Origin of the sequence: Streptomyces sp. NPDC093600 (genome assembly GCF_044764755.1) — a bacterium.
Classification (GTDB): Bacteria; Actinomycetota; Actinomycetes; order Streptomycetales; family Streptomycetaceae; genus Streptomyces.
The window spans coordinates 670,361-687,980 of sequence record NZ_JBIWIU010000002.1; the positions used below are offsets into that span (position 1 = coordinate 670,361).

The window sequence follows — 17,620 nt, forward strand, 5'->3', positions numbered from 1 at the left end:
CCGGCGTGTGACATCCGCCACGCCGATGATCCAGTTCCGGCCTTCAACCTCCCGGCCGTCGGGCAGACTCGAAGGATTCCGAAGCACCTCCCGATCCCGAGGTTCCCGAAAGAGGGTGGAACACGTGGACCGCTGCGTCGTTCTCGTGGACGCCGGCTATCTGCTGGGCGCCGCCGCGAGCCTCCTCGCCGGGGAACCGGCCCGCTCCCGGATCACCGTCGACCACGCCGCCCTCATCCAGGGCCTGCGCGAACGCGCCGAGGCCGACACCGAACAGCCCCTGCTGCGCATCTACTGGTTCGACGGCGCACCCGACCGCGTGCCCCAGCCCGAACACCGCCGGCTGCGTGTGATGCCCCGCGTCACCGTCCGGCTCGGCGCCCTGACCCGCAGCGACGGCCGCTGGGCGCAGAAGGGCGTCGACGCCGCCATGCACGCCGAACTCACCGAACTGGCCAGAAACCGCGCCTGCTCCGACGTCGTCCTCGTGACCGGCGACGGCGACCTCCTGCCCGGCCTGATGTCCGCCAAGGAACACGGCGTCGCCGTCCACCTCTGGGCCGTCCAGGCCGCCGACGGCGACTACAACCAGTCCGAGGACCTCGTCGCCGAGGCCGACGAGCGCCGGGTCCTCGACCGCGCCTGGATCACCCGCGCCGTCCGCGCCAAGGACCTCGCCGGCCTCTGCGCGCCCGCGCCCGCCCCCCGCCCCGAGATCGCCGCGATCCTCTCCGCCCCGCTGCCCGAATCGGCGCTCGCCGCCTCCGCGGAACGGGCCGCCGAGGCCGCCGCCGCGGCCGCCGGACAGAACGGAACCCCGGCCCCCGCCCCCTCCGCGCCCTCCCCGAACGGATCGGCGGCGCCCGTCCCCGCACCCGGCGCGGGCAAGGGCGTCCCCACCCCCAAGGACCTCGCCGGGCTGCGCGGCCCCGGCGCCCCGGCCGCCCCCCAGCCGCCGGCCAACGCGACCCTGCGCTGGTCCTCCGACAAGGGCTGGATCGAACGCCCCGGCAGCTCCCTCGGCGAACCCGCGGAGACGGCCTCGCTGCCCACCCTCGCCCAGCTCACCAGCGCCGAGCAGCGCTGGGCCGACCGCGAGGAGGACATCACCACCGTCGGCGGCGACCCCTTCGAGGTGGGACAGGTGTTCGCCCGCCGCTGGATGGAACGGCTCCCGGAGCAGGCCCATGTCCAGCGGCTCTCCACGATGTACCCGCGCATCCCGCACCGCATCGACGGCGAACTCCTCCGGTACGCGGCACGGTTCGGCCTGCTCGCCCACAAGGACGACCAGATCGACGAGCACGACCGGTATGCCATCCGGGCCGGGTTCTGGCGCGAGATCGACGTCCGGGCCGCCGCGGAACACGCCCCCGCGGGGGAGTAGGCCCGGCGACCCCGTAGGCTCATCCCTCGTGAGTACGGTGTGCGTGGTGCGGGATCTGGTCAAGACGTACCCCGCCGCGCGCGGCAGGCGAGGGGCGCCCGCGACCCCCGAGGTGCGAGCCACCGACGGCATCAGCCTGGACGTCCGCGGCGGCGAGATCTTCGGCCTGCTCGGCCCCAACGGCGCCGGCAAGTCCACCCTCGTCCGCCAGCTGACCGGCCTCATGCGCCCCGACTCCGGCACCGTCGAGCTGCTCGGCCACGACCTCGTACGCCACCCGGAGCGCGCCGCGCGGCTGCTTTCCTACCTCGGCCAGGAGTCCACCGCGCTCGACGAGCTGACGGTCGCACTCGCCGCCGAGACCACCGGACGGCTGCGCGGTCTGACCGCCCGCGACGCGCGGGCCGCGCGCGACGCCGTCCTGGAGGAGCTCGGCCTGACCGAGCTCGCCGGACGCCCCCTGAAGAAGCTCTCCGGCGGCCAGCGACGGCTCGCCTGCGTCGCCGCCGCCCTGATCGGACAGCGGCCGGTCCTCGTCCTCGACGAACCCACCACCGGCATGGACCCGATCGCCCGGCGGGCCGTCTGGGCCGCCGTCGACCGGCGGCGCGCCGAACACGGCACGACCGTGCTGCTCGTCACCCACAACGTGATCGAGGCCGAGACCGTACTGGACCGGGTTGCCGTCCTCGAACGGGGCCGGGTCATCGCCTGCGACACCCCGACCGGGCTCAAGGAACGCGTCGCCGGCGAGGTCCGGCTCGACCTCGTCTGGCGCGAACGCGCCCCCCTCGACGTCCCCGAGGTCGCCGCGCTGCGGGCCTCCGCGCAGGAGTCCGGCCGGCGCTGGACCCTCCGGCTCGCCCCCGACGAGGCCCGGGCGGCGGTCGCCGCCGTCACGGGAGGCGCCGCGTTCGCGGCCCTGGACGACTTCACGCTGGCGACGCCGAGCCTGGAGGACGTGTACCTGGCGCTGGGCGGCGAGACCAAGGGACTGGTGAAGGCGTGACGCATCGCCCGAGTGACAGGAGCAGGACGCAGTGAGCATCGTGCCCGCCGAGGCCCGGTCGGCCGGTGCGCCGGTCGCCCAGGCCCGTGACGGCGACAGGGAGGGCGCCGCGCCCCTCGCGCCGCGGGCCAGGCTGCTGCCCGCCCTCGCCGCCGTGTACCGCGCGCAGCTCTCGCGCGCCCGGGTCTCGCGCATCCCGCTGCTCTTCGTGGCGACGTTCCAGTCCGTCGGGATCATGGTGCTGATGCGGGGTGTCGTCGACGGCGGGGCGGAGGCGCGCGCCGTGGTGGCCGGTTCGTCCGTCCTCGTGGTCGCCTTCGTCGCGCTCAACCTGCTCGCCCAGTACTTCGGGCAGCTGCGGGCGGGCGGCGGGCTCGACCACTACGCGACGCTGCCGGTGCCGCCGGCGGCCGTGGTCCTGGGCGCGGCCGGCGCGTACGCCTCCTTCACCGTGCCCGGGACGGTGGTGACCGCCGTCATCGGGTCCGTGCTCTTCGGGCTTCCCCTCACTCACCTGTGGATCCTCGCGGCGGTCGTGCCGCTGGCCGGGGCGGCGCTCGCGGGGCTCGGAGCGGCGCTCGGGCTGCTCGCGCCGCGTCAGGAGATCGCCACGCTCCTCGGTCAGCTGGGCATGTCGGCGGCGCTGCTGCTCGGTGTCCTGCCGGCGGACCGGCTGCCCGGGCCGATCGGCTGGGCACGGGACCTGCTGCCGTCGACGTACGGCGTGGAGGCGCTCGCCCGGACGTTCGATCCGCGGCCGGACTGGGCGGCGGTCGGGCTCGACCTCGCGGTGTGCGGGGCGGTCGGTGTGGTGTCGCTGGCGGTGGCGACGTGGGCGTACCGGCGGGCGGCGGTCCGCTGAGGCGGCGCGCGGGGGGACCTGGCACGATGGCCGTGTGACCGCACCTCTGACACCGCCTCACCAGCCGCAGCCGCACGACGCCCATGCGTGGCCCTCGCCGTACCCTCCGCTGTCCGAGAACGACGGCGTACCGAGCACGGCCACGGAGCTGCGGCAGGCCGCCGTGGTGGCCGCCGTCTCGACGGTGGCCGGGACGGCGCTGGGGCTGCTCTGGCTGTGGCTGGCGCCGAGGGTGCCGCTGATCTCCGACGGCAAGGCGGTGTTCCTGCGGCACAGCGAGGGCGAGGCGGCGATCGGCGCGGACGGCACGTTCGTGCTCCTCGCACTGGGCTTCGGGGCGGTCGCGGCGCTGGTCGTCTTCCTCTTCCACCGGCACGGCGGGGTCGGACTCGTCCTCGGCCTTGCGGCGGGCGGCGTGCTGGGATCGCTGCTCGCCTGGGGCGTGGGGACGTATCTGGGGCCGACGCACGATGTCGTGGGCCATGCGAAGGCGGTCGGGCCGAACGTGGTGTTCGACGCGCCGCTGAAGCTGGAGATGTGGCAGGGGGCGATCCTGGCGTGGCCGCTGGCGGCGATGATCGTCCACCTGGGCGTGACGGCGGTGTTCGGCCCCCGGGACCCGGAACCGGAATGGCCCCCGACCGCGCCGGATCAGCTCTGAGGCCTTCCGCCGTCCCGGCCTGATCGGGACGCAAGTCCCTAGGCGCGGCCGATCGGGGCCAGGACCGCTGTCGTCAGGGTGGCCAGGTCCGTCGGGGAGAGCTCGACCTCCAGGCCGCGGCGGCCCGCCGAGACGCAGATCGTCGCGTGGGTGGCGGCCGAGGAGTCGAGGACCGTGCGGAGGCGTTTGCGCTGGCCCAGCGGGGAGATGCCGCCACGGACATAGCCCGTGGTGCGTTCCGCGGCCGCCGGGTCCGCCATCGCCGCGCGCTTGCCGCCCACCGCCGAGGCCAGCGCCTTGAGGTCCAGCTGGCCCGCGACCGGCACGACGGCGACCGTAAGTTCGCCGTCCACGTCCGCGACCAGGGTCTTGAAGACGCGCTCGGGCGTCACGCCCAGCGCCTCCGCCGCCTCCTCGCCGTACGACGGCGACGCCGGGTCGTGGTCGTACGCGTGGAGCGTGAACGGCGTGCCCGCCGCCGCCAGCGCCACCGTCGCCGGAGTTCCGCCGCCCCCGTTGGCCGCCTTCTTCTGCTTCTTCGCCACAGGGCTCCTCCGTCAGTTCGGGCTCGTCGGCGCCCGCGTCAGGTCGACCGCCGGCAGCGACGGCAGATGCCGCAGCACCGCCGTCTCCGCCCGCAGCAGCGCCAGTTCCTCGCGCAGCCGCGTCGCCGTGTCCGGCGCCTGCAGCAGCCGCTGCTTCGCCGGGGTGTCGAGCACCGCGGCCGCGGCGACCAGGTACGACACCACCGACGGATCGTCCGGCAGCTCACTCGTCGTCAGCGACCGCTCCCGCGCCCCCGCGAGCCGCTTCTGGTAGTTCCGGAACGCCCGCAGCACGCCCTCGGCGAGCGTGGCCGCCTCCTCGCCCTGCTCCTCCGGGATCTCCTCGACCTCCGCGACCAGGAACGGCCCGCTCGCGTCGACCGAGAGCAGCTTCACCCGGGTCGTCCCCGTCGCCATCACCTCGAAGCTGCCGTTCGCGCGCTCATGGATCGTCGCCGCGTCGGCGATGCAGCCGACCCGGTGGAACGCCTGGATCGGATCGGAACCGAAACCCGCGGCCGGTCCCTTCTCCGGCTGCGCCGTCGGGTCCGGCATGCCCGGTGCGGTCTGCGCGACCTCACGGCCGTCGCGGATCGCCACGACGACGAAGCGGCGCGGCTCCGACTCGTCGGTCTTCAGCAGCTCGCGCATCATGGCGCGATATCGCTCCTCGAAGACGTTCAGGGGCAGCACGAGGCCTGGGAACAGCACCGCGTTGAGCGGAAAGAGGGGCAGGCGAGCGGTGGTCACAGCGGTCAAGCGTAATGGTCGCGGGGCCCGCCTCGTCCGGCCCGTCCCTGTCCGGCTCCCCGCAGGGGTGTCGTACGGGCGACTTCCAGCCGGGCCGCGTCCCGCGCGGCGAGGAACCGGGCGAGCGGATCCTCGCCCACCAGCGTCCACGGGAAGGACGTGGCGTACGCCCCCACCCGCCGGAACTCCTCCAGCGCCTCGTCCCACCGCCGGCGCCGCAGCAGGACGTAGACGAGCACGTTGCGGACCTCGGCGGGCCACGGATCGCCGTCCGGATAGTCGGCGGACAGCGCGATCGCCCGGTCCGCCGCCGCGTCGATCCGGTCCTCGTGCGGGTGGCCGTGGCCGACCAGGAGCTCGGCGAAGGCGGCCCGGGCGGGCAGCGCCTGGATCAGCGAGCCGGGCAGCGCGTCCTCGGCGGCCTGCTCCGCGAAGTCGAAGCACTCGCGGTGCGAGCCGTACCACTGGGCCGAGAGGTACTTCAGGGCGGCGACATGGCAGCCGTAGTGGTGCGGGGAGCGGCGCACCGCCTGCTCCCACAGCGCCTCGAAGACCGAGTGCCCGGCGTGCGTGCCGCGCGCGTGGTCCAGGGCGAGGCGCCACGGCACCGGGTCGCGCGGTGCCGCCTCGGAGGCCGCGTCGATCAGCGGACCCAGCTCGCGCAGCCGCTCGGCGCGGGCCGGCGACTCCCACGCCCTGCGCACCGCCAGCTGAGCCTTGACGAGAAGGGCGTCGGGGTCGCGGGGCGTGGCGGCGAGCCAGTGGGACAGCCACTCGTCACGGCTGTAGGCGAAGGTGGCCAGCCGGGCGACGTACCGGTCACGGTTCTCCCATTCGGCGGCCTCCCGGGTGGTGGCGAGGAGCTTGGCCGCCGGCTCGGGGTCCGCCAGGGCGGCGGCGACCAGCGCGGGGGCGAGCCGCTCGTCCGGCACGTCGAGCAGCACGTCGTCGTCCGGCGGCAGGGCGGCGGTGAGCCGGGGCGCGTGCCGGACGAGTCGGGCGGTGCCGATCAGGGCGCGGAGCAATGACATGGTGCGGACCATTGAAAACCGCAGGTGAGGGCGGCGCCAGTGGAGAGCTGTGAAGCTTTGGTAGCGGCGGGAAAGTTGTCCTGACCGAGGTCAAGACCGGGTAAAGAAAGAGGTGGGATCCGCTGGAATGCGCGCGCCGCGCGCCCCGCCCGCGCCCCCCCGGCACCGCGCTCCCGCTCACCACGACACCGCCCGCCCCGCCCCCGCCAGCGCCCCCCACACCGCCCTAGCCCCGCCTCAGCAGCCTCGACGCCCCCGCCGCCACCGTCGTCGCCAGGACCCACCCCAGCAGGATCAGCACGGTCGAGACCCACTGCCAGGCGCCCTCCAGCCGCCAGTAGCCGTCCTGGCCCAGGTTGATCACCGGCAGCAGCAGATCGAGCGCGTACAGCGTGGCGTTCCACCGAGGGGACTCGTCCCCCTTCAGCGGCACCGGTTCGTAGCGCGAGAACGCCACCGCACCGGCCGCCCACAGCACCGCCATCCACAGCGCCGCCCGGCCCGGGCGGTAGCCGTACGCCACCGTCCAGTCCTGGAGATAGCCCCACAGCTTGCCGGCCACCGGCAGCGTCTCCCGGCGTCTGCGCTGCTTGGCGAGCAGCACCTCCCGGGCGTCCGCGTCCTCCCCGCTGGCACGCAGCACCGTCGCCAGCCGTTCGTACGGCTCCGGGGCGTACTCCGGCGTCGCCGCCGCCACCCACTCAAGGCGTCTGGCCAGGGGGAAGTGGCCGTACGGCACCAGGTTCTCGTAGACGAAACCGTTGATCGCGAGCCCGCCGGGCCCCGGCCAGCTGGTCGACAGGTCGATCAGGGTCACGATCTTGGCGCCGTTGAGCACCACCCGCCCCTCCTCCGGGCGCTCGCCGTTGAACCGCAGCTCCGGCGTGACGATCCGGCGCAGCGACACCTCCTCGCGGTGCGCCCCGTTCAGCACGAAGCGGGCGTAGTGCAGGTCCACCGCGTCCCCGAACCGCCCGTCGTCGAGCCGCACCCCGCCATGGCACTCGACCGGCTTGCGCCGCGCCCCCCGCACCGGGGTGTACCCGATGCCGTACGGGGGAGTGGCCGTGGCGTTCCCCGTGGAGTCGTACACCCAGGCCGCGTTCAGATACAGCGAGCGCTCCACCGTCAGCTGCGGCGCGTTCAGCGCCCGCCGCTCCTGCGCCCCGCGCAGCACGCTGCCCCGCAGACTGAGCGAGACGCCCACCTTCGCGCCGCGCAGGCTCAGCTCGCCATGTGTCTCGATCAGCTCGGCCTGCAGGTCCTGCGCCACCACGAGACCGTCCGCGGTGATCGCCCGGCCCTGCCGGTCGGGCCACACCTGGATCTGGTTGATCAGCAGGTCCGTGCCGATCTGCGCGTCGGTGAGCCGGATGCCCCGCTTCACCCGGCAGCGCGGCAGATGGAGGTCGCCCGCGGTGTGCAGCCGCGCCGCCTCCAGGCGCGGTATGGCGCACTCCACCATCCGCAGCGTCCCGAAGTGCGCCTCGGGCAGCACGATCTCGCTGTCGAACCGGCAGCGGTTCAACTCCACGTACGGGCCTATCGTCCCGCCGGCGAGGTTCAGCGCCCCCGTGATCCGCACCCCCCGCAGCTTCAGCGCCGCGACCCGCCCCGACCGGGCCGCCGGGCCGTCGAGCAGCAGCAGAGCCACCACCTCGGCCCGCACGCTGCGCTCGTCCCCCCACGGATGCGATCCGAACGGATCGTCCCGCACCGCGTCGCCGTCGCTCATGTCGCATGTCCCGCCCACCCGGAACGCCCACCACATGGACCGCTCCGGGCCCGTGAGACCGTCCGGCATACCGTCCTCGTGCGGCTCGGTCACTGCCGCCCCCTCGCTTTCCACGAACCCGTTTCCCTGGATTCGTACAGCCGTTCTTCCCGCTGAGTGACGGACTGAACGCTAACGGTCAGCTGTGGCGACAAGACGCCAGTGTGGCTCGTATCAGCCAGTGATACGGACGTCCGGCGCCTGTGGGGCGTCTGAGAGAATTGACCCGTGATCTCTCGAATCGATCTGCGCGGCGACGCCCTCCCCGAGGGTGGCGCACTGCGCGACCTGCTGCCCCGTGCCGAGTTCGACGTGGAAGCCGCCCTGGAGAAGGTGCGGCCGATCTGCGAGGACGTACGGCATCATGGCGCGGTCGCGGTGATCGACTACGGGGAGAAGTTCGACGGCGTACGCGTCACCGACCTGCGGGTCCCCGCCGAGACGATCGCCCGCGCCCTCGACGAGCTGGACCCGGCGGTCCGGGCGGCCCTGGAGGAGTCCATCCGCCGCGCCAGGATCGTCCACCGCGAGCAGCGCCGCACCACCCACACCACGCAGGTCGTGCCCGGCGGCACGGTCACCGAGAAGTGGGTCCCGGTCGAGCGCGTGGGCCTCTACGTCCCCGGCGGCCGCTCCGTGTACCCCTCGTCCGTCGTCATGAACGTCGTCCCCGCCCAGGAGGCCGGCGTCGAGGGCGTTGCCATCGCCTCGCCGCCGCAGAAGGAGTTCGGGGGCCTGCCGCACCCGACGATCCTCGCCGCCTGCGCGCTGCTCGGCGTCGACGAGGTGTACGCCGCGGGCGGCGCCCAGGCCATCGCCATGTTCGCCTACGGCACCGAGGCCACCGAGGACGCGCCCGGCTGCGCCCCCGTCAACCTCGTCACCGGCCCCGGCAACATCTACGTCGCCGCCGCCAAGCGCCTCCTCAAGGGCCGTATCGGCATCGACGCCGAGGCCGGGCCGACCGAGATCGCGATCCTCGCGGACTCCACCGCCGACCCGGTGCACGTCGCCGCCGACCTGATCAGCCAGGCCGAGCACGACCCGATGGCCGCCGCCGTCCTCGTCACCGACTCCGAGGAGCTCGCCGCCGCCACCGAGGCCGAGCTCAAGACCCAGGTCGCCGCCTCCAAGCACATCGACGACCGGATCGTGCCGGCTCTGGCCGGAAAGCAGTCGGCGATCGTCCTCGTCCGCGACCTGGAGGACGGCCTCAAGGTCGTCGACGCGTACGGCGCCGAGCACCTGGAGATCCAGACCGCCGACGCCGCCGCGCGCGCCGACCGCGTCCGCAACGCCGGCGCCATCTTCGTCGGCCCCTGGGCGCCGGTCTCCCTCGGCGACTACTGCGCCGGCTCCAACCACGTGCTGCCCACCGGCGGCTGCGCCTGCCACTCCTCAGGCCTGTCCGTGCAGTCCTTCCTGCGCGGCATCCACATCGTGGACTACACCCGCGACGCCCTCGCCGAGGTCACGCACCACGTGGTGACCCTCGCGGAGGCCGAGGACCTGCCCGCCCACGGCGCCGCGCTCAAGGCCCGGTTCGGCTGGAAGGTCCCCACGCAGTGACCGAGATCCGCATCGACGATCTGCCCATCCGCGACGAGCTGCGCGGCAAGTCCCCGTACGGCGCGCCCCAGCTCGACGTCCCCGTCCAGCTGAACACCAACGAGAACCCCTACCCGCTGCCCGAGCCCCTCGTGGCCCGGATCGCGGAGCGGGTCGCCGAGGCCGCCCGCGGCCTCAACCGCTACCCCGACCGGGACGCCGTCGAGCTGCGCACCGAGCTCGCCCGCCATCTCACCCGTACCGGAAAGTACCCGGTCTCCGCCGAGAACGTGTGGGCCGCCAACGGCTCCAACGAGGTCCTCCAGCAGCTGCTGCAGACCTTCGGCGGCCCCGGCCGTACGGCCATCGGCTTCGAACCCTCGTACTCGATGCACGCGCTCATCGCCCGCGGCACCGGCACCGGCTGGATCTCCGGACCGCGCGGCGACGACTTCACCATCGACGTCGAGGCGGCCGAGAAGACGATCGCCGAACACCGCCCCGACGTCGTCTTCATCACCTCGCCCAACAACCCCACAGGCACGGCCGTCGAGGCCGAGACCGTGCTCGCGCTGTACGAGGCCGCCCAGGCCGCCAAGCCCTCGCTGGTCGTGGTCGACGAGGCGTACGTGGAATTCAGCCACCGCGACTCGCTGCTGCCGCTGATCGAGGGCCGGCCGAACCTGGTCGTCTCCCGCACCATGTCCAAGGCCTTCGGCGCCGCCGGACTGCGCCTGGGCTATCTCGCCGCCCACCCCGCCGTGGTCGACGCCGTTCAGCTCGTACGCCTGCCGTACCACCTGTCCGCCGTCACCCAGGCCACCGCGCTGGCCGCCCTGGAGCACACCGACACGCTCCTCGGCTACGTCGAGCAGCTCAAGACCGAGCGCGACCGCCTGGTCACCGAACTGCGGGCCATCGGCTTCGACGTCACCGAGTCCGACGCCAACTTCGTCCAGTTCGGCCGCTTCGACGGAGCCGAGGGCTCCCACGCGGCCTGGCAGAAGATCCTCGACCGGGGCGTCCTGGTCCGGGACAACGGCGTACCGGGCTGGCTGCGGGTCACCGCCGGCACCCCCGAAGAGAACGACGCGTTCCTCGATGCGGTTCGCGCACTGAAGAAGGAGCAGAGCTCATGAGCCGCGTAGGACGGGTCGAGCGCACCACCAAGGAGACCTCCGTCGTCGTCGAGATCGACCTCGACGGCACCGGCAAGGTCGACGTCGCCACCGGCGTCGGCTTCTACGACCACATGCTCGACCAGCTCGGCCGCCACGGCCTGTTCGACCTCACGGTCAAGACCGACGGCGACCTGCACATCGACTCGCACCACACCATCGAGGACACCGCCCTCGCGCTGGGCGCCGCCTTCAAGCAGGCCCTCGGCGACAAGGTCGGCATCTACCGCTTCGGCAACTGCACCGTCCCCCTGGACGAGTCGCTGGCCCAGGTGACCGTCGACCTCTCCGGCCGCCCCTACCTCGTGCACACCGAGCCCGAGAACATGGCGCCGATGATCGGCTCCTACGACACGACGATGACCCGGCACATCTTCGAGTCCTTCGTCGCCCAGGCCCAGATCGCGCTGCACATCCACGTGCCGTACGGCCGCAACGCCCACCACATCGTGGAGTGCCAGTTCAAGGCGCTGGCCCGGGCCCTGCGCTACGCCTCCGAGCGCGACCCGCGCGCGGCCGGCATCCTGCCCTCCACGAAGGGCGCGCTCTAATCACATGACCGGCCTCTCCACCATCCTCATCGTCGTCGGGCTCTTCCTCGCCGGCGGTGTGTACTCCTTCGTCAAGCAGAAGATGCCCAAGGGCCTCATCGTGCTGGTGACCATCGCGTCCGTGATGTGCCTGGTCGCCGGGGTCCTTCGGATTCAGGGAATCTGGGAATGAGCGGCATGAGCACTGCGAGCACCTCCAAGAAGGTCGTCGTCTTCGACTACGGCTTCGGCAACGTCCGCTCCGCCGAGCGCGCCCTCGCCCGGGTCGGCGCCGACGTCGAGATCACCCGCGACTACGACAGGGCGATGAACGCCGACGGACTCCTCGTCCCCGGCGTCGGAGCCTTCTCCGCCTGCATGAAGGGCCTCAAGGAGGCCCGCGGCGAGTGGATCGTCGACCGCCGGCTCTCCGGCGGCCGCCCCGTCATGGGCATCTGCGTCGGCATGCAGATCCTCTTCGCCCGCGGTATCGAGCACGGCGTGGAGACCGAGGGACTCGACGAGTGGCCCGGCACGGTCGAGCCGCTGAAGGCCCCGGTCGTACCCCACATGGGCTGGAACACCGTCGACGCGCCCGAGGACAGCCAGCTCTTCGCGGGCCTCGACGCCGACGCCCGGTTCTACTTCGTGCACTCCTACGCGGTACGCGAGTGGAACCTGGAGATCGGCAACCCCAACATCCGCGCACCCAAGGTCACCTGGGCCACCCACGGCGAACCCTTCGTCGCGGCCGTCGAGAACGGCGCCCTGTGGGCCACCCAGTTCCACCCCGAGAAGTCCGGCGACGCCGGCGCCCAGCTCCTCACCAATTGGATCGAGACCCTCTGATCATGGCTCAGAAGCTTGAACTCCTCCCCGCCGTCGACGTCCGCGACGGCCAGGCCGTCCGCCTCGTGCACGGCGAGTCCGGTACGGAGACCTCCTACGGCTCCCCGCTGGAGGCGGCCCTCGCCTGGCAGCGCTCCGGCGCCGAGTGGCTGCACCTGGTCGACCTCGACGCCGCCTTCGGCACCGGCGACAACCGCGAGCTGATCGCCGAGGTCGCCCGCGCCATGGACATCAAGGTCGAGCTGTCGGGCGGCATCCGCGACGACGCCTCGCTCGCCGCCGCCCTCGCCACCGGCTGCACCCGTGTCAACCTGGGCACCGCCGCACTGGAGACCCCCGAGTGGGTCGCCAAGGTCATCGCCGAGCACGGCGACAAGATCGCCGTCGGCCTCGACGTGCGCGGCACCACCTTGCGCGGCCGCGGCTGGACCCGCGACGGCGGCGACCTCTACGAGACGCTGGCCCGCCTCGACTCCGAGGGCTGCGCCCGCTACGTCGTCACCGACATCGCCAAGGACGGCACGCTGCAGGGCCCCAACCTGGAGCTGCTGCGCAACGTCTGCGCCGCCACCGACAAGCCGGTCGTCGCCTCCGGCGGCGTCTCCTCCCTGGACGACCTGCGCGCCCTGTCGGGGCTCGTCCCCGAGGGCGTGGAGGGCGCGATCGTCGGCAAGGCGCTGTACGCCAAGGCGTTCACCCTGGAGGAGGCGCTGGAGGCGGTGGCTTCCGTATGACCGACTCCGTGCGCAAGGTGGTGACGGGCGCTCCCTGGGAGGAGCAGTTCGGGTACTCCCGCGCGGTGGAGCTGCCCAACGGCCTGGTGCTGGTCGCCGGCTGCACGTCCATCGTCGACGGCCAGATCGCCGGCGGAGGCCCCTACGAGCAGACCGTCAACTCCTTCAACGTCGCCTTCGAGGCGCTGAAGCAGCTCGGTCTGGGCGCGGAGGACGTCGTACGGACCCGGATGTACATCACGCACGCCCGGGACGTGGACGACGTCGGCCGCGCGCACAAGGAACTGTTCGACGCGATCCGTCCGGCCGCGTCCATGATCATTGTCTCCGGCTTCGTCGACCCGAGCCTGGTCGTCGAGGTCGAGGTCGAGGCATACCGAGGGGGCGGGACGGCATGAGCCTCGCCGTACGAGTGATTCCCTGCCTGGACGTGGACAACGGCCGGGTCGTCAAGGGCGTCAACTTCCAGAACCTGCGCGACGCGGGCGACCCCGTCGAGATGGCCAAGCTGTACGACGCCGAAGGCGCCGACGAGCTGACCTTCCTCGACATCACCGCATCGTCGGGCGACCGGGAGACGACCTACGACGTGGTGCGCCGCACCGCGGAGCAGGTCTTCATCCCGCTCACGGTGGGCGGTGGCGTCCGGTCGGCGGGCGACGTCGACAAGCTGCTGCGGGCCGGCGCCGACAAGGTCGGCGTGAACACCGCGGCCATCGCCCGGCCCGAGCTGATCCAGGAGATCGCGGAGCGCTTCGGCCGCCAGGTCCTCGTCCTCTCGGTCGACGCCCGGCGCACGGCCTCCGGCTCGTTCGAGGTCACCACGCACGGCGGCCGCAAGGGCACCGGCATCGACGCCGTCGAGTGGGCCCACCGGGCCGCCGAGCTGGGTGCGGGCGAGATCCTGCTCAACTCGATGGACGCCGACGGCACCAAGGACGGCTACGACACCGAGATGATCGCGGCCGTCCGCAAGCACGTGACCGTGCCGGTGATCGCCTCCGGTGGCGCGGGCAAGCTGTCCGACTTCCCGCCGGCGATCGAGGCGGGCGCGGACGCGGTGCTCGCGGCGTCGGTCTTCCACTTCGGCGACCTGCGGATCTCCGAGGTCAAGGACGCGCTGCGGGGGGCGGGCCACCCGGTCCGCTGAACCGCCGTACGCGAAGGGCCCCTTCAGAGGCCCTTTCCCTTGGCCAGATCCACAGGATTATTTGTGCAATTTCCATTGCGCAAGTTTTCCTTCGTACCTACGGTGGAGGCATGTCGTCCCCCGAGACTCGCCGGATCACCGACGTCGGCACCCTCAAGGCCATCTCCCACCCGCTGCGCATGCGGCTCTACCGAGCCCTGTTCGTCGCCCGGACCGCCACCGCCTCCCAGCTCGCCGACCAGGTCGACGAGGCCGTCTCGCTCGTCAGCTACCACCTGCGCAAACTCGCCGACCACGGGCTGATCGAGGAGGCCGAGGCGCAGTCGGCGGACGGGCGCGAGCGGTGGTGGCAGCCCAGCTCGTACGGGATCACCATCCGCGACGAGGACATGCGGGACGCCCCCGAACTGGTCGCCGCGAGCGACGCCCTCGGCCGCGCGATCAACGATCAGCGCACCACACTCCTGGAGCGTTTCCTCGACGAGCGGCTCACGTGGTCCGACGAGTGGCGTTCGGCCTCCGTCAGCGCCGAGTGGCTGCCCCGCCTCACCGCCGCCGAACTCGCCGCGCTCGGCGAGGAGCTGGAAGCGGTCCTCAGGAAGTACGACCAGCGGGCCCGCGCCGCCGAGGCCGCCGGCGACACCGAGGGCCGCGAGAACGTCGCCGTCCACCTCCACGCCTTCCCTTACCGCTCATGACGGCGGCCACCGAGGCTCCGGTCTCCCTCCCCGCCACCCCCGCCCACCGCGACGGCAACGTCCTGCGCTGGCTCGGGGCGTACTCCGCCTCGACCCTCGGCGACAGCGTGTACCACCTCGCGCTCTCCTGGACCGCCGTCCGCAACGGCACCCCCGCCGAGGCCGGCCTTGTGATGGCCGTCAGCGCCGTGCCCCGCGCGGTGCTCATGCTCGGAGGGGGAGTGGTGGCCGACCGCTTCGGCCCGCTCCGGGTCGTCGTCCTCTCGGACGCGGTCCGCTGCCTGGTGGTCCTGGCCGTCGCCGCTTTTCTGTTCGTCAGCAGCCCGACCCTCTGGGTACTCGCCGCCCTCGCCCTCGTCTTCGGCGCCGTCGACGCCCTCTTCCTTCCGGCCGTCGGCGCCCTCCCGCCCCGGATCGCCGCCCACGACCAGCTCGCCCGCGTCCAGGGCATGCGCGGCCTCGCCCAGCGCGCCGCCCTCGTCCTCGGTGCCCCGCTCGGCGGCCTCGCCGTCGCCCTCGGCGGACAGGCGGGAGCGTTCGGGGTCGCGGGACTCCTCTTCGCGGTCTCCCTGCCCCTGCTCCTGGCGCTCCGGCTCACCCCGCTGCCCAAGGACACGGGGGTGAAGGGCTCCACGGCGTTCCGCGACCTCGCCGACGGCCTGCGCTACCTCCGCCGGCACCGCGTCCTCGGCCCGCTGATGATCGTCATCGCGCTCAGCGACCTCGGCTTCGTCGGCCCCCTCAACATCGGCCTCGCCCTGCTCGCCGACGAACGCGGCTGGGGCGCGGCGGGCATCGGGTGGATCCTCGCCGGCTGCGGTGCGGGAGCGGCCGCCGCGTCCCTGCTCCTTGCCGTGCGCGGGCGTCTCCCGCGCGCCGGGGCGGTCATGGGTGCGACGATCGCCCTCGGCGCCGCCTCGATCGCCGCCCTCGCGTACGTACCGTCGCTCCCGCTCGCCGTGGCCGTGGCCCTTTCCGTGGGCCTGCTCGCCGGACTCAGCGGCGCTTTGTGCGGCGCCCTCACCCAGACCGCGTGCGACCCCGCGTACCTGGGCCGGGTCACAGGCGTCTCCGGCTTCGTCAGCCTCGGCATCGCCCCCTTGAGCTTCCCCCTCACCGGGGCGGCGGTCGGCCTGTGGGGCCTCGGCCCGGTGTTCGTGGCGAGCGCGGCGATCTGCGCGCTGGGCGGGGTGTACGGGCTCCTGGTCCCGGCCCTGCGCGGTGCGGAGTTGCCGACGGTGCCGGCCCGGCGTACCTAAGTCGTGTCCGGACACTCCCTGGCTAGGGCCTGACCCGCGCCTGTCGTCGAGGGGCCTGTTCGCTCCTGAGGAGGGCGTCCGTCACGAGGCGGACTCCCCGGGCCAGGCGGCTCAGCTGTTCCAGTTCGAAGGCGTACAGCCTGATCGTGCTCTCGATCGTGGGACCGGACACGCCGAGCGTGGGCAGCTCCGCACGGCAAGTCTGCATCGCCACCCGCACCGCACGGACCTCGTGCTCGATCTGCAGCTGGGCGTGGCGGGCCAGCAGAACGGGATGACGCGTGAGGGTGGTGTAGCCGCCGTAGCGGGCCGGGAGGAGCTCGCGCAGCCACCGGACGGCCGTGCCTTCCCAGTCGCGGTTGCCCGGGGTCGTGACCGAGTAGGGCCAGTCGCTGCTGACCGGAGTGCGGTGGTGGGACATCGTTGTCGCCTTCGGCAGGGGCCTGTTCGGAGGGGTGCGGCGGCTCGGCCCAGGGGTAGACCGGAGCCGCCGCAGAGGCACCCGCGCGAAGCGCGACGTGCTCCGGGGGAACAACCCAGGGGTCGACTGAGGAGGAGGGGGTCGACCCATCGGCGTTCGATCCGAGCCCGCGGGGGCACACGTAGTAAATATATATACCGTCGAGTAAGCAAGGGCATGAAAAAATTCATGCGTCTCCCGAGGCGGCGAAAAGCCGGTCCCGCGGTATCGGGACCGGCTCAGTCCTCCAGGAAGAAGTCGTACTGGTCCGACGCCTGCTCGTACTTCTCAAGACGGACCTGCGTGCGCTCCGGATCGGCGTCCGCCATGGCCTGCAGGATCGCCGCGGAGAGGACCCCCGGCGCCGCGTACGAGTCGAAGACCAGCCGCGAGCCCGTACCGGCCGTGAGTGCCACGTCGGCCTCGTGGGCCAGCGGCCCGAGCGCCCTGTCCGTGATCAGCGCGACGCGCAGCCCGGTACTGCGCGCCGCTCTCATGGCGGCGAGGGTCTCCTTGGCGTGCCGGGGCATCGCGAAGGCCAGCACCCAGGTGCCGCCCGCCTCGCGAGACTGGAGCAGTGCGTCGTAGGCGACGCTGCCGCCACGGGTCACCACCCGCACATCGGGGTGGATGCGCCGCGCCGCGTAGCCGAAGTACTCCGCGAGGGAGACCGAGATCCGCAGACCAAGCACGGTAAGCGGGACGGATCGGGCGAGCTCGCGGCCGATGTCGAGGATGCGGTCGGTGTTCGCGAGGGTGCGGCGCAGCGACGTCAGGTTCTCGATCTCGGCGTCGACCGCCGCCTGGAGCTCGTTGCGCCGCTGCGCCTGCAGGTCCTCGGGGGATCCGGCGATCGCACTGAGGGCGATGGGCTGGAGCGCGTCCCTGAGCGCGGGGTATCCGCTGAAACCGAGCGACGACGCGAACCGGGTCACGGACGGCTGGCTCACGCCCACGCGTTCCGCCAACTCGGTGATCGACAGGAACGCGGCCTCGGTGAGGTGGTCGAGCAGGAACTGTGCGATACGCCGCTGGCCCGGTGAGAGCCGGTGTCCGCCGAAGAGCGCGCGCACCCGCTCGACGGGCGTCGCCTCCTCCGTCTCCGGGGCAGGCGCGCCGGGTGTGATCGCCGCCGCCTGCGCGCGTGCCTGTTGGCCTGATGGCACGGGGTGCCTCCGTTTCGTCCCGATGCCGC

At 72.8% G+C, this 17,620-nt stretch carries 20 protein-coding genes; 14 read left to right on the plus strand and 6 right to left on the minus strand.

The features are described from left to right. The first annotated feature begins 124 nt into the window (after positions 1-124). The 4 genes from ACIRB4_RS08695 to ACIRB4_RS08710 are packed head-to-tail and all read left to right on the plus strand — an operon-like array spanning position 125 to position 3,919. Entirely contained in the window at positions 125-1,387 is a 1,263-nt protein-coding gene (locus ACIRB4_RS08695; RefSeq protein ID WP_403289335.1) for an NYN domain-containing protein, read from the plus strand. A gap of 43 nt (positions 1,388-1,430) precedes the next feature. Then, positions 1,431-2,396, plus strand: coding sequence for an ABC transporter ATP-binding protein (locus tag ACIRB4_RS08700; RefSeq protein WP_403289661.1), 966 nt, complete (start codon positions 1,431-1,433; stop codon positions 2,394-2,396). Positions 2,397-2,427: 31 nt separating this feature from the next. After that, positions 2,428-3,258 (plus strand): ABC transporter permease, encoded by an 831-nt coding sequence (locus ACIRB4_RS08705; RefSeq protein ID WP_403289336.1) that lies wholly within the window; start codon positions 2,428-2,430, stop codon positions 3,256-3,258. Positions 3,259-3,292: 34 nt separating this feature from the next. Beyond that, positions 3,293-3,919, plus strand: a complete 627-nt coding sequence (locus ACIRB4_RS08710; RefSeq protein WP_403289337.1) for a DUF2567 domain-containing protein — start codon at positions 3,293-3,295, stop codon at positions 3,917-3,919. 38 nt (positions 3,920-3,957) lie between these two features. Here ACIRB4_RS08710 and ybaK read toward each other — a convergent pair whose 3' ends face one another. From ybaK to ACIRB4_RS08730, 4 genes are all read right to left on the minus strand, one after another. Next, entirely contained in the window at positions 3,958-4,464 is a 507-nt protein-coding gene (gene ybaK, locus ACIRB4_RS08715; RefSeq protein WP_403289338.1) for a Cys-tRNA(Pro) deacylase, read from the minus strand. A 12-nt stretch (positions 4,465-4,476) separates the two neighbouring features. After that, positions 4,477-5,214 carry an LON peptidase substrate-binding domain-containing protein gene (locus ACIRB4_RS08720; protein WP_403289339.1) on the minus strand — a complete coding sequence of 246 codons (738 nt, stop codon included), beginning with the start codon at positions 5,212-5,214 and terminating at the stop codon, positions 4,477-4,479. Between the two features lie 5 nt (positions 5,215-5,219). Continuing rightward, the gene (locus ACIRB4_RS08725) at positions 5,220-6,257 is read right to left on the minus strand and encodes a hypothetical protein (protein WP_403289340.1); all 1,038 of its coding nucleotides are present in this window, start codon (positions 6,255-6,257) and stop codon (positions 5,220-5,222) included. Positions 6,258-6,471: 214 nt separating this feature from the next. Then, a complete protein-coding gene (locus ACIRB4_RS08730) occupies positions 6,472-8,073 on the minus strand; it encodes an oxidoreductase (protein ID WP_403289342.1) in 1,602 nt (533 codons plus the stop codon). A gap of 174 nt (positions 8,074-8,247) precedes the next feature. Here ACIRB4_RS08730 and hisD point away from each other — a divergent pair, with 174 nt between their 5' ends. From hisD to ACIRB4_RS08780, 10 genes are all read left to right on the plus strand, one after another. Further along, positions 8,248-9,588, plus strand: coding sequence for a histidinol dehydrogenase (gene hisD, locus ACIRB4_RS08735; protein ID WP_403289344.1), 1,341 nt, complete (start codon positions 8,248-8,250; stop codon positions 9,586-9,588). After that, positions 9,585-10,706, plus strand: coding sequence for a histidinol-phosphate transaminase (locus tag ACIRB4_RS08740; protein ID WP_403289346.1), 1,122 nt, complete (start codon positions 9,585-9,587; stop codon positions 10,704-10,706). The genes hisD and ACIRB4_RS08740 overlap by 4 nt, the downstream gene beginning before the upstream one ends. After that, positions 10,703-11,296 (plus strand): imidazoleglycerol-phosphate dehydratase HisB, encoded by a 594-nt coding sequence (hisB, locus tag ACIRB4_RS08745; RefSeq protein WP_158986436.1) that lies wholly within the window; start codon positions 10,703-10,705, stop codon positions 11,294-11,296. The genes ACIRB4_RS08740 and hisB overlap by 4 nt, the downstream gene beginning before the upstream one ends. A 4-nt stretch (positions 11,297-11,300) precedes the next feature. Further along, entirely contained in the window at positions 11,301-11,468 is a 168-nt protein-coding gene (locus ACIRB4_RS08750) for a hypothetical protein (RefSeq protein ID WP_356888883.1), read from the plus strand. Between the two features lie 5 nt (positions 11,469-11,473). Next, a complete protein-coding gene (gene hisH, locus ACIRB4_RS08755; protein ID WP_403289348.1) occupies positions 11,474-12,124 on the plus strand; it encodes an imidazole glycerol phosphate synthase subunit HisH in 651 nt (216 codons plus the stop codon). Positions 12,125-12,126: 2 nt separating this feature from the next. Then, positions 12,127-12,858 carry a bifunctional 1-(5-phosphoribosyl)-5-((5-phosphoribosylamino)methylideneamino)imidazole-4-carboxamide isomerase/phosphoribosylanthranilate isomerase PriA gene (gene priA, locus ACIRB4_RS08760; protein WP_356888881.1) on the plus strand — a complete coding sequence of 244 codons (732 nt, stop codon included), beginning with the start codon at positions 12,127-12,129 and terminating at the stop codon, positions 12,856-12,858. Continuing rightward, on the plus strand, positions 12,855-13,256 hold the full coding sequence (locus ACIRB4_RS08765; RefSeq protein WP_403289350.1) for a RidA family protein: 402 nt from the start codon (positions 12,855-12,857) through the stop codon (positions 13,254-13,256). The genes priA and ACIRB4_RS08765 overlap by 4 nt, the downstream gene beginning before the upstream one ends. After that, positions 13,253-14,008: an imidazole glycerol phosphate synthase subunit HisF gene (hisF, locus tag ACIRB4_RS08770; protein ID WP_403289352.1), complete on the plus strand. Its 756-nt coding sequence runs from the start codon at positions 13,253-13,255 to the stop codon at positions 14,006-14,008. The genes ACIRB4_RS08765 and hisF overlap by 4 nt, the downstream gene beginning before the upstream one ends. A gap of 110 nt (positions 14,009-14,118) precedes the next feature. Further along, the gene (locus tag ACIRB4_RS08775; RefSeq protein WP_403289354.1) at positions 14,119-14,706 is read left to right on the plus strand and encodes a helix-turn-helix domain-containing protein; all 588 of its coding nucleotides are present in this window, start codon (positions 14,119-14,121) and stop codon (positions 14,704-14,706) included. Continuing rightward, positions 14,703-15,965 (plus strand): MFS transporter, encoded by a 1,263-nt coding sequence (locus tag ACIRB4_RS08780; protein ID WP_403289356.1) that lies wholly within the window; start codon positions 14,703-14,705, stop codon positions 15,963-15,965. The genes ACIRB4_RS08775 and ACIRB4_RS08780 overlap by 4 nt, the downstream gene beginning before the upstream one ends. 22 nt (positions 15,966-15,987) lie before the next feature. Here ACIRB4_RS08780 and ACIRB4_RS08785 read toward each other — a convergent pair whose 3' ends face one another. Next, positions 15,988-16,386, minus strand: coding sequence for a hypothetical protein (locus ACIRB4_RS08785; protein ID WP_403289358.1), 399 nt, complete (start codon positions 16,384-16,386; stop codon positions 15,988-15,990). A 278-nt stretch (positions 16,387-16,664) separates the two neighbouring features. Then, positions 16,665-17,591: a MurR/RpiR family transcriptional regulator gene (locus tag ACIRB4_RS08790; protein ID WP_403289360.1), complete on the minus strand. Its 927-nt coding sequence runs from the start codon at positions 17,589-17,591 to the stop codon at positions 16,665-16,667. Positions 17,592-17,620 lie beyond the last annotated feature (29 nt).

Coding starts and splice junctions, on each gene's coding strand:
- ACIRB4_RS08780 (WP_403289356.1), top strand. CDS start 14,703: ATGACGGCGGCCACCGAGGCTCCGGTCTCCCTCCCCGCCACCCCCGCC.
- ACIRB4_RS08750 (WP_356888883.1), top strand. CDS start 11,301: ATGACCGGCCTCTCCACCATCCTCATCGTCGTCGGGCTCTTCCTCGCC.
- hisH (WP_403289348.1), top strand. CDS start 11,474: ATGAGCACTGCGAGCACCTCCAAGAAGGTCGTCGTCTTCGACTACGGC.
- ACIRB4_RS08725 (WP_403289340.1), bottom strand. CDS start 6,257: ATGGTCCGCACCATGTCATTGCTCCGCGCCCTGATCGGCACCGCCCGA.
- ACIRB4_RS08775 (WP_403289354.1), top strand. CDS start 14,119: ATGTCGTCCCCCGAGACTCGCCGGATCACCGACGTCGGCACCCTCAAG.
- ACIRB4_RS08765 (WP_403289350.1), top strand. CDS start 12,855: ATGACCGACTCCGTGCGCAAGGTGGTGACGGGCGCTCCCTGGGAGGAG.
- priA (WP_356888881.1), top strand. CDS start 12,127: ATGGCTCAGAAGCTTGAACTCCTCCCCGCCGTCGACGTCCGCGACGGC.
- hisB (WP_158986436.1), top strand. CDS start 10,703: ATGAGCCGCGTAGGACGGGTCGAGCGCACCACCAAGGAGACCTCCGTC.
- hisF (WP_403289352.1), top strand. CDS start 13,253: ATGAGCCTCGCCGTACGAGTGATTCCCTGCCTGGACGTGGACAACGGC.
- ACIRB4_RS08785 (WP_403289358.1), bottom strand. CDS start 16,386: ATGTCCCACCACCGCACTCCGGTCAGCAGCGACTGGCCCTACTCGGTC.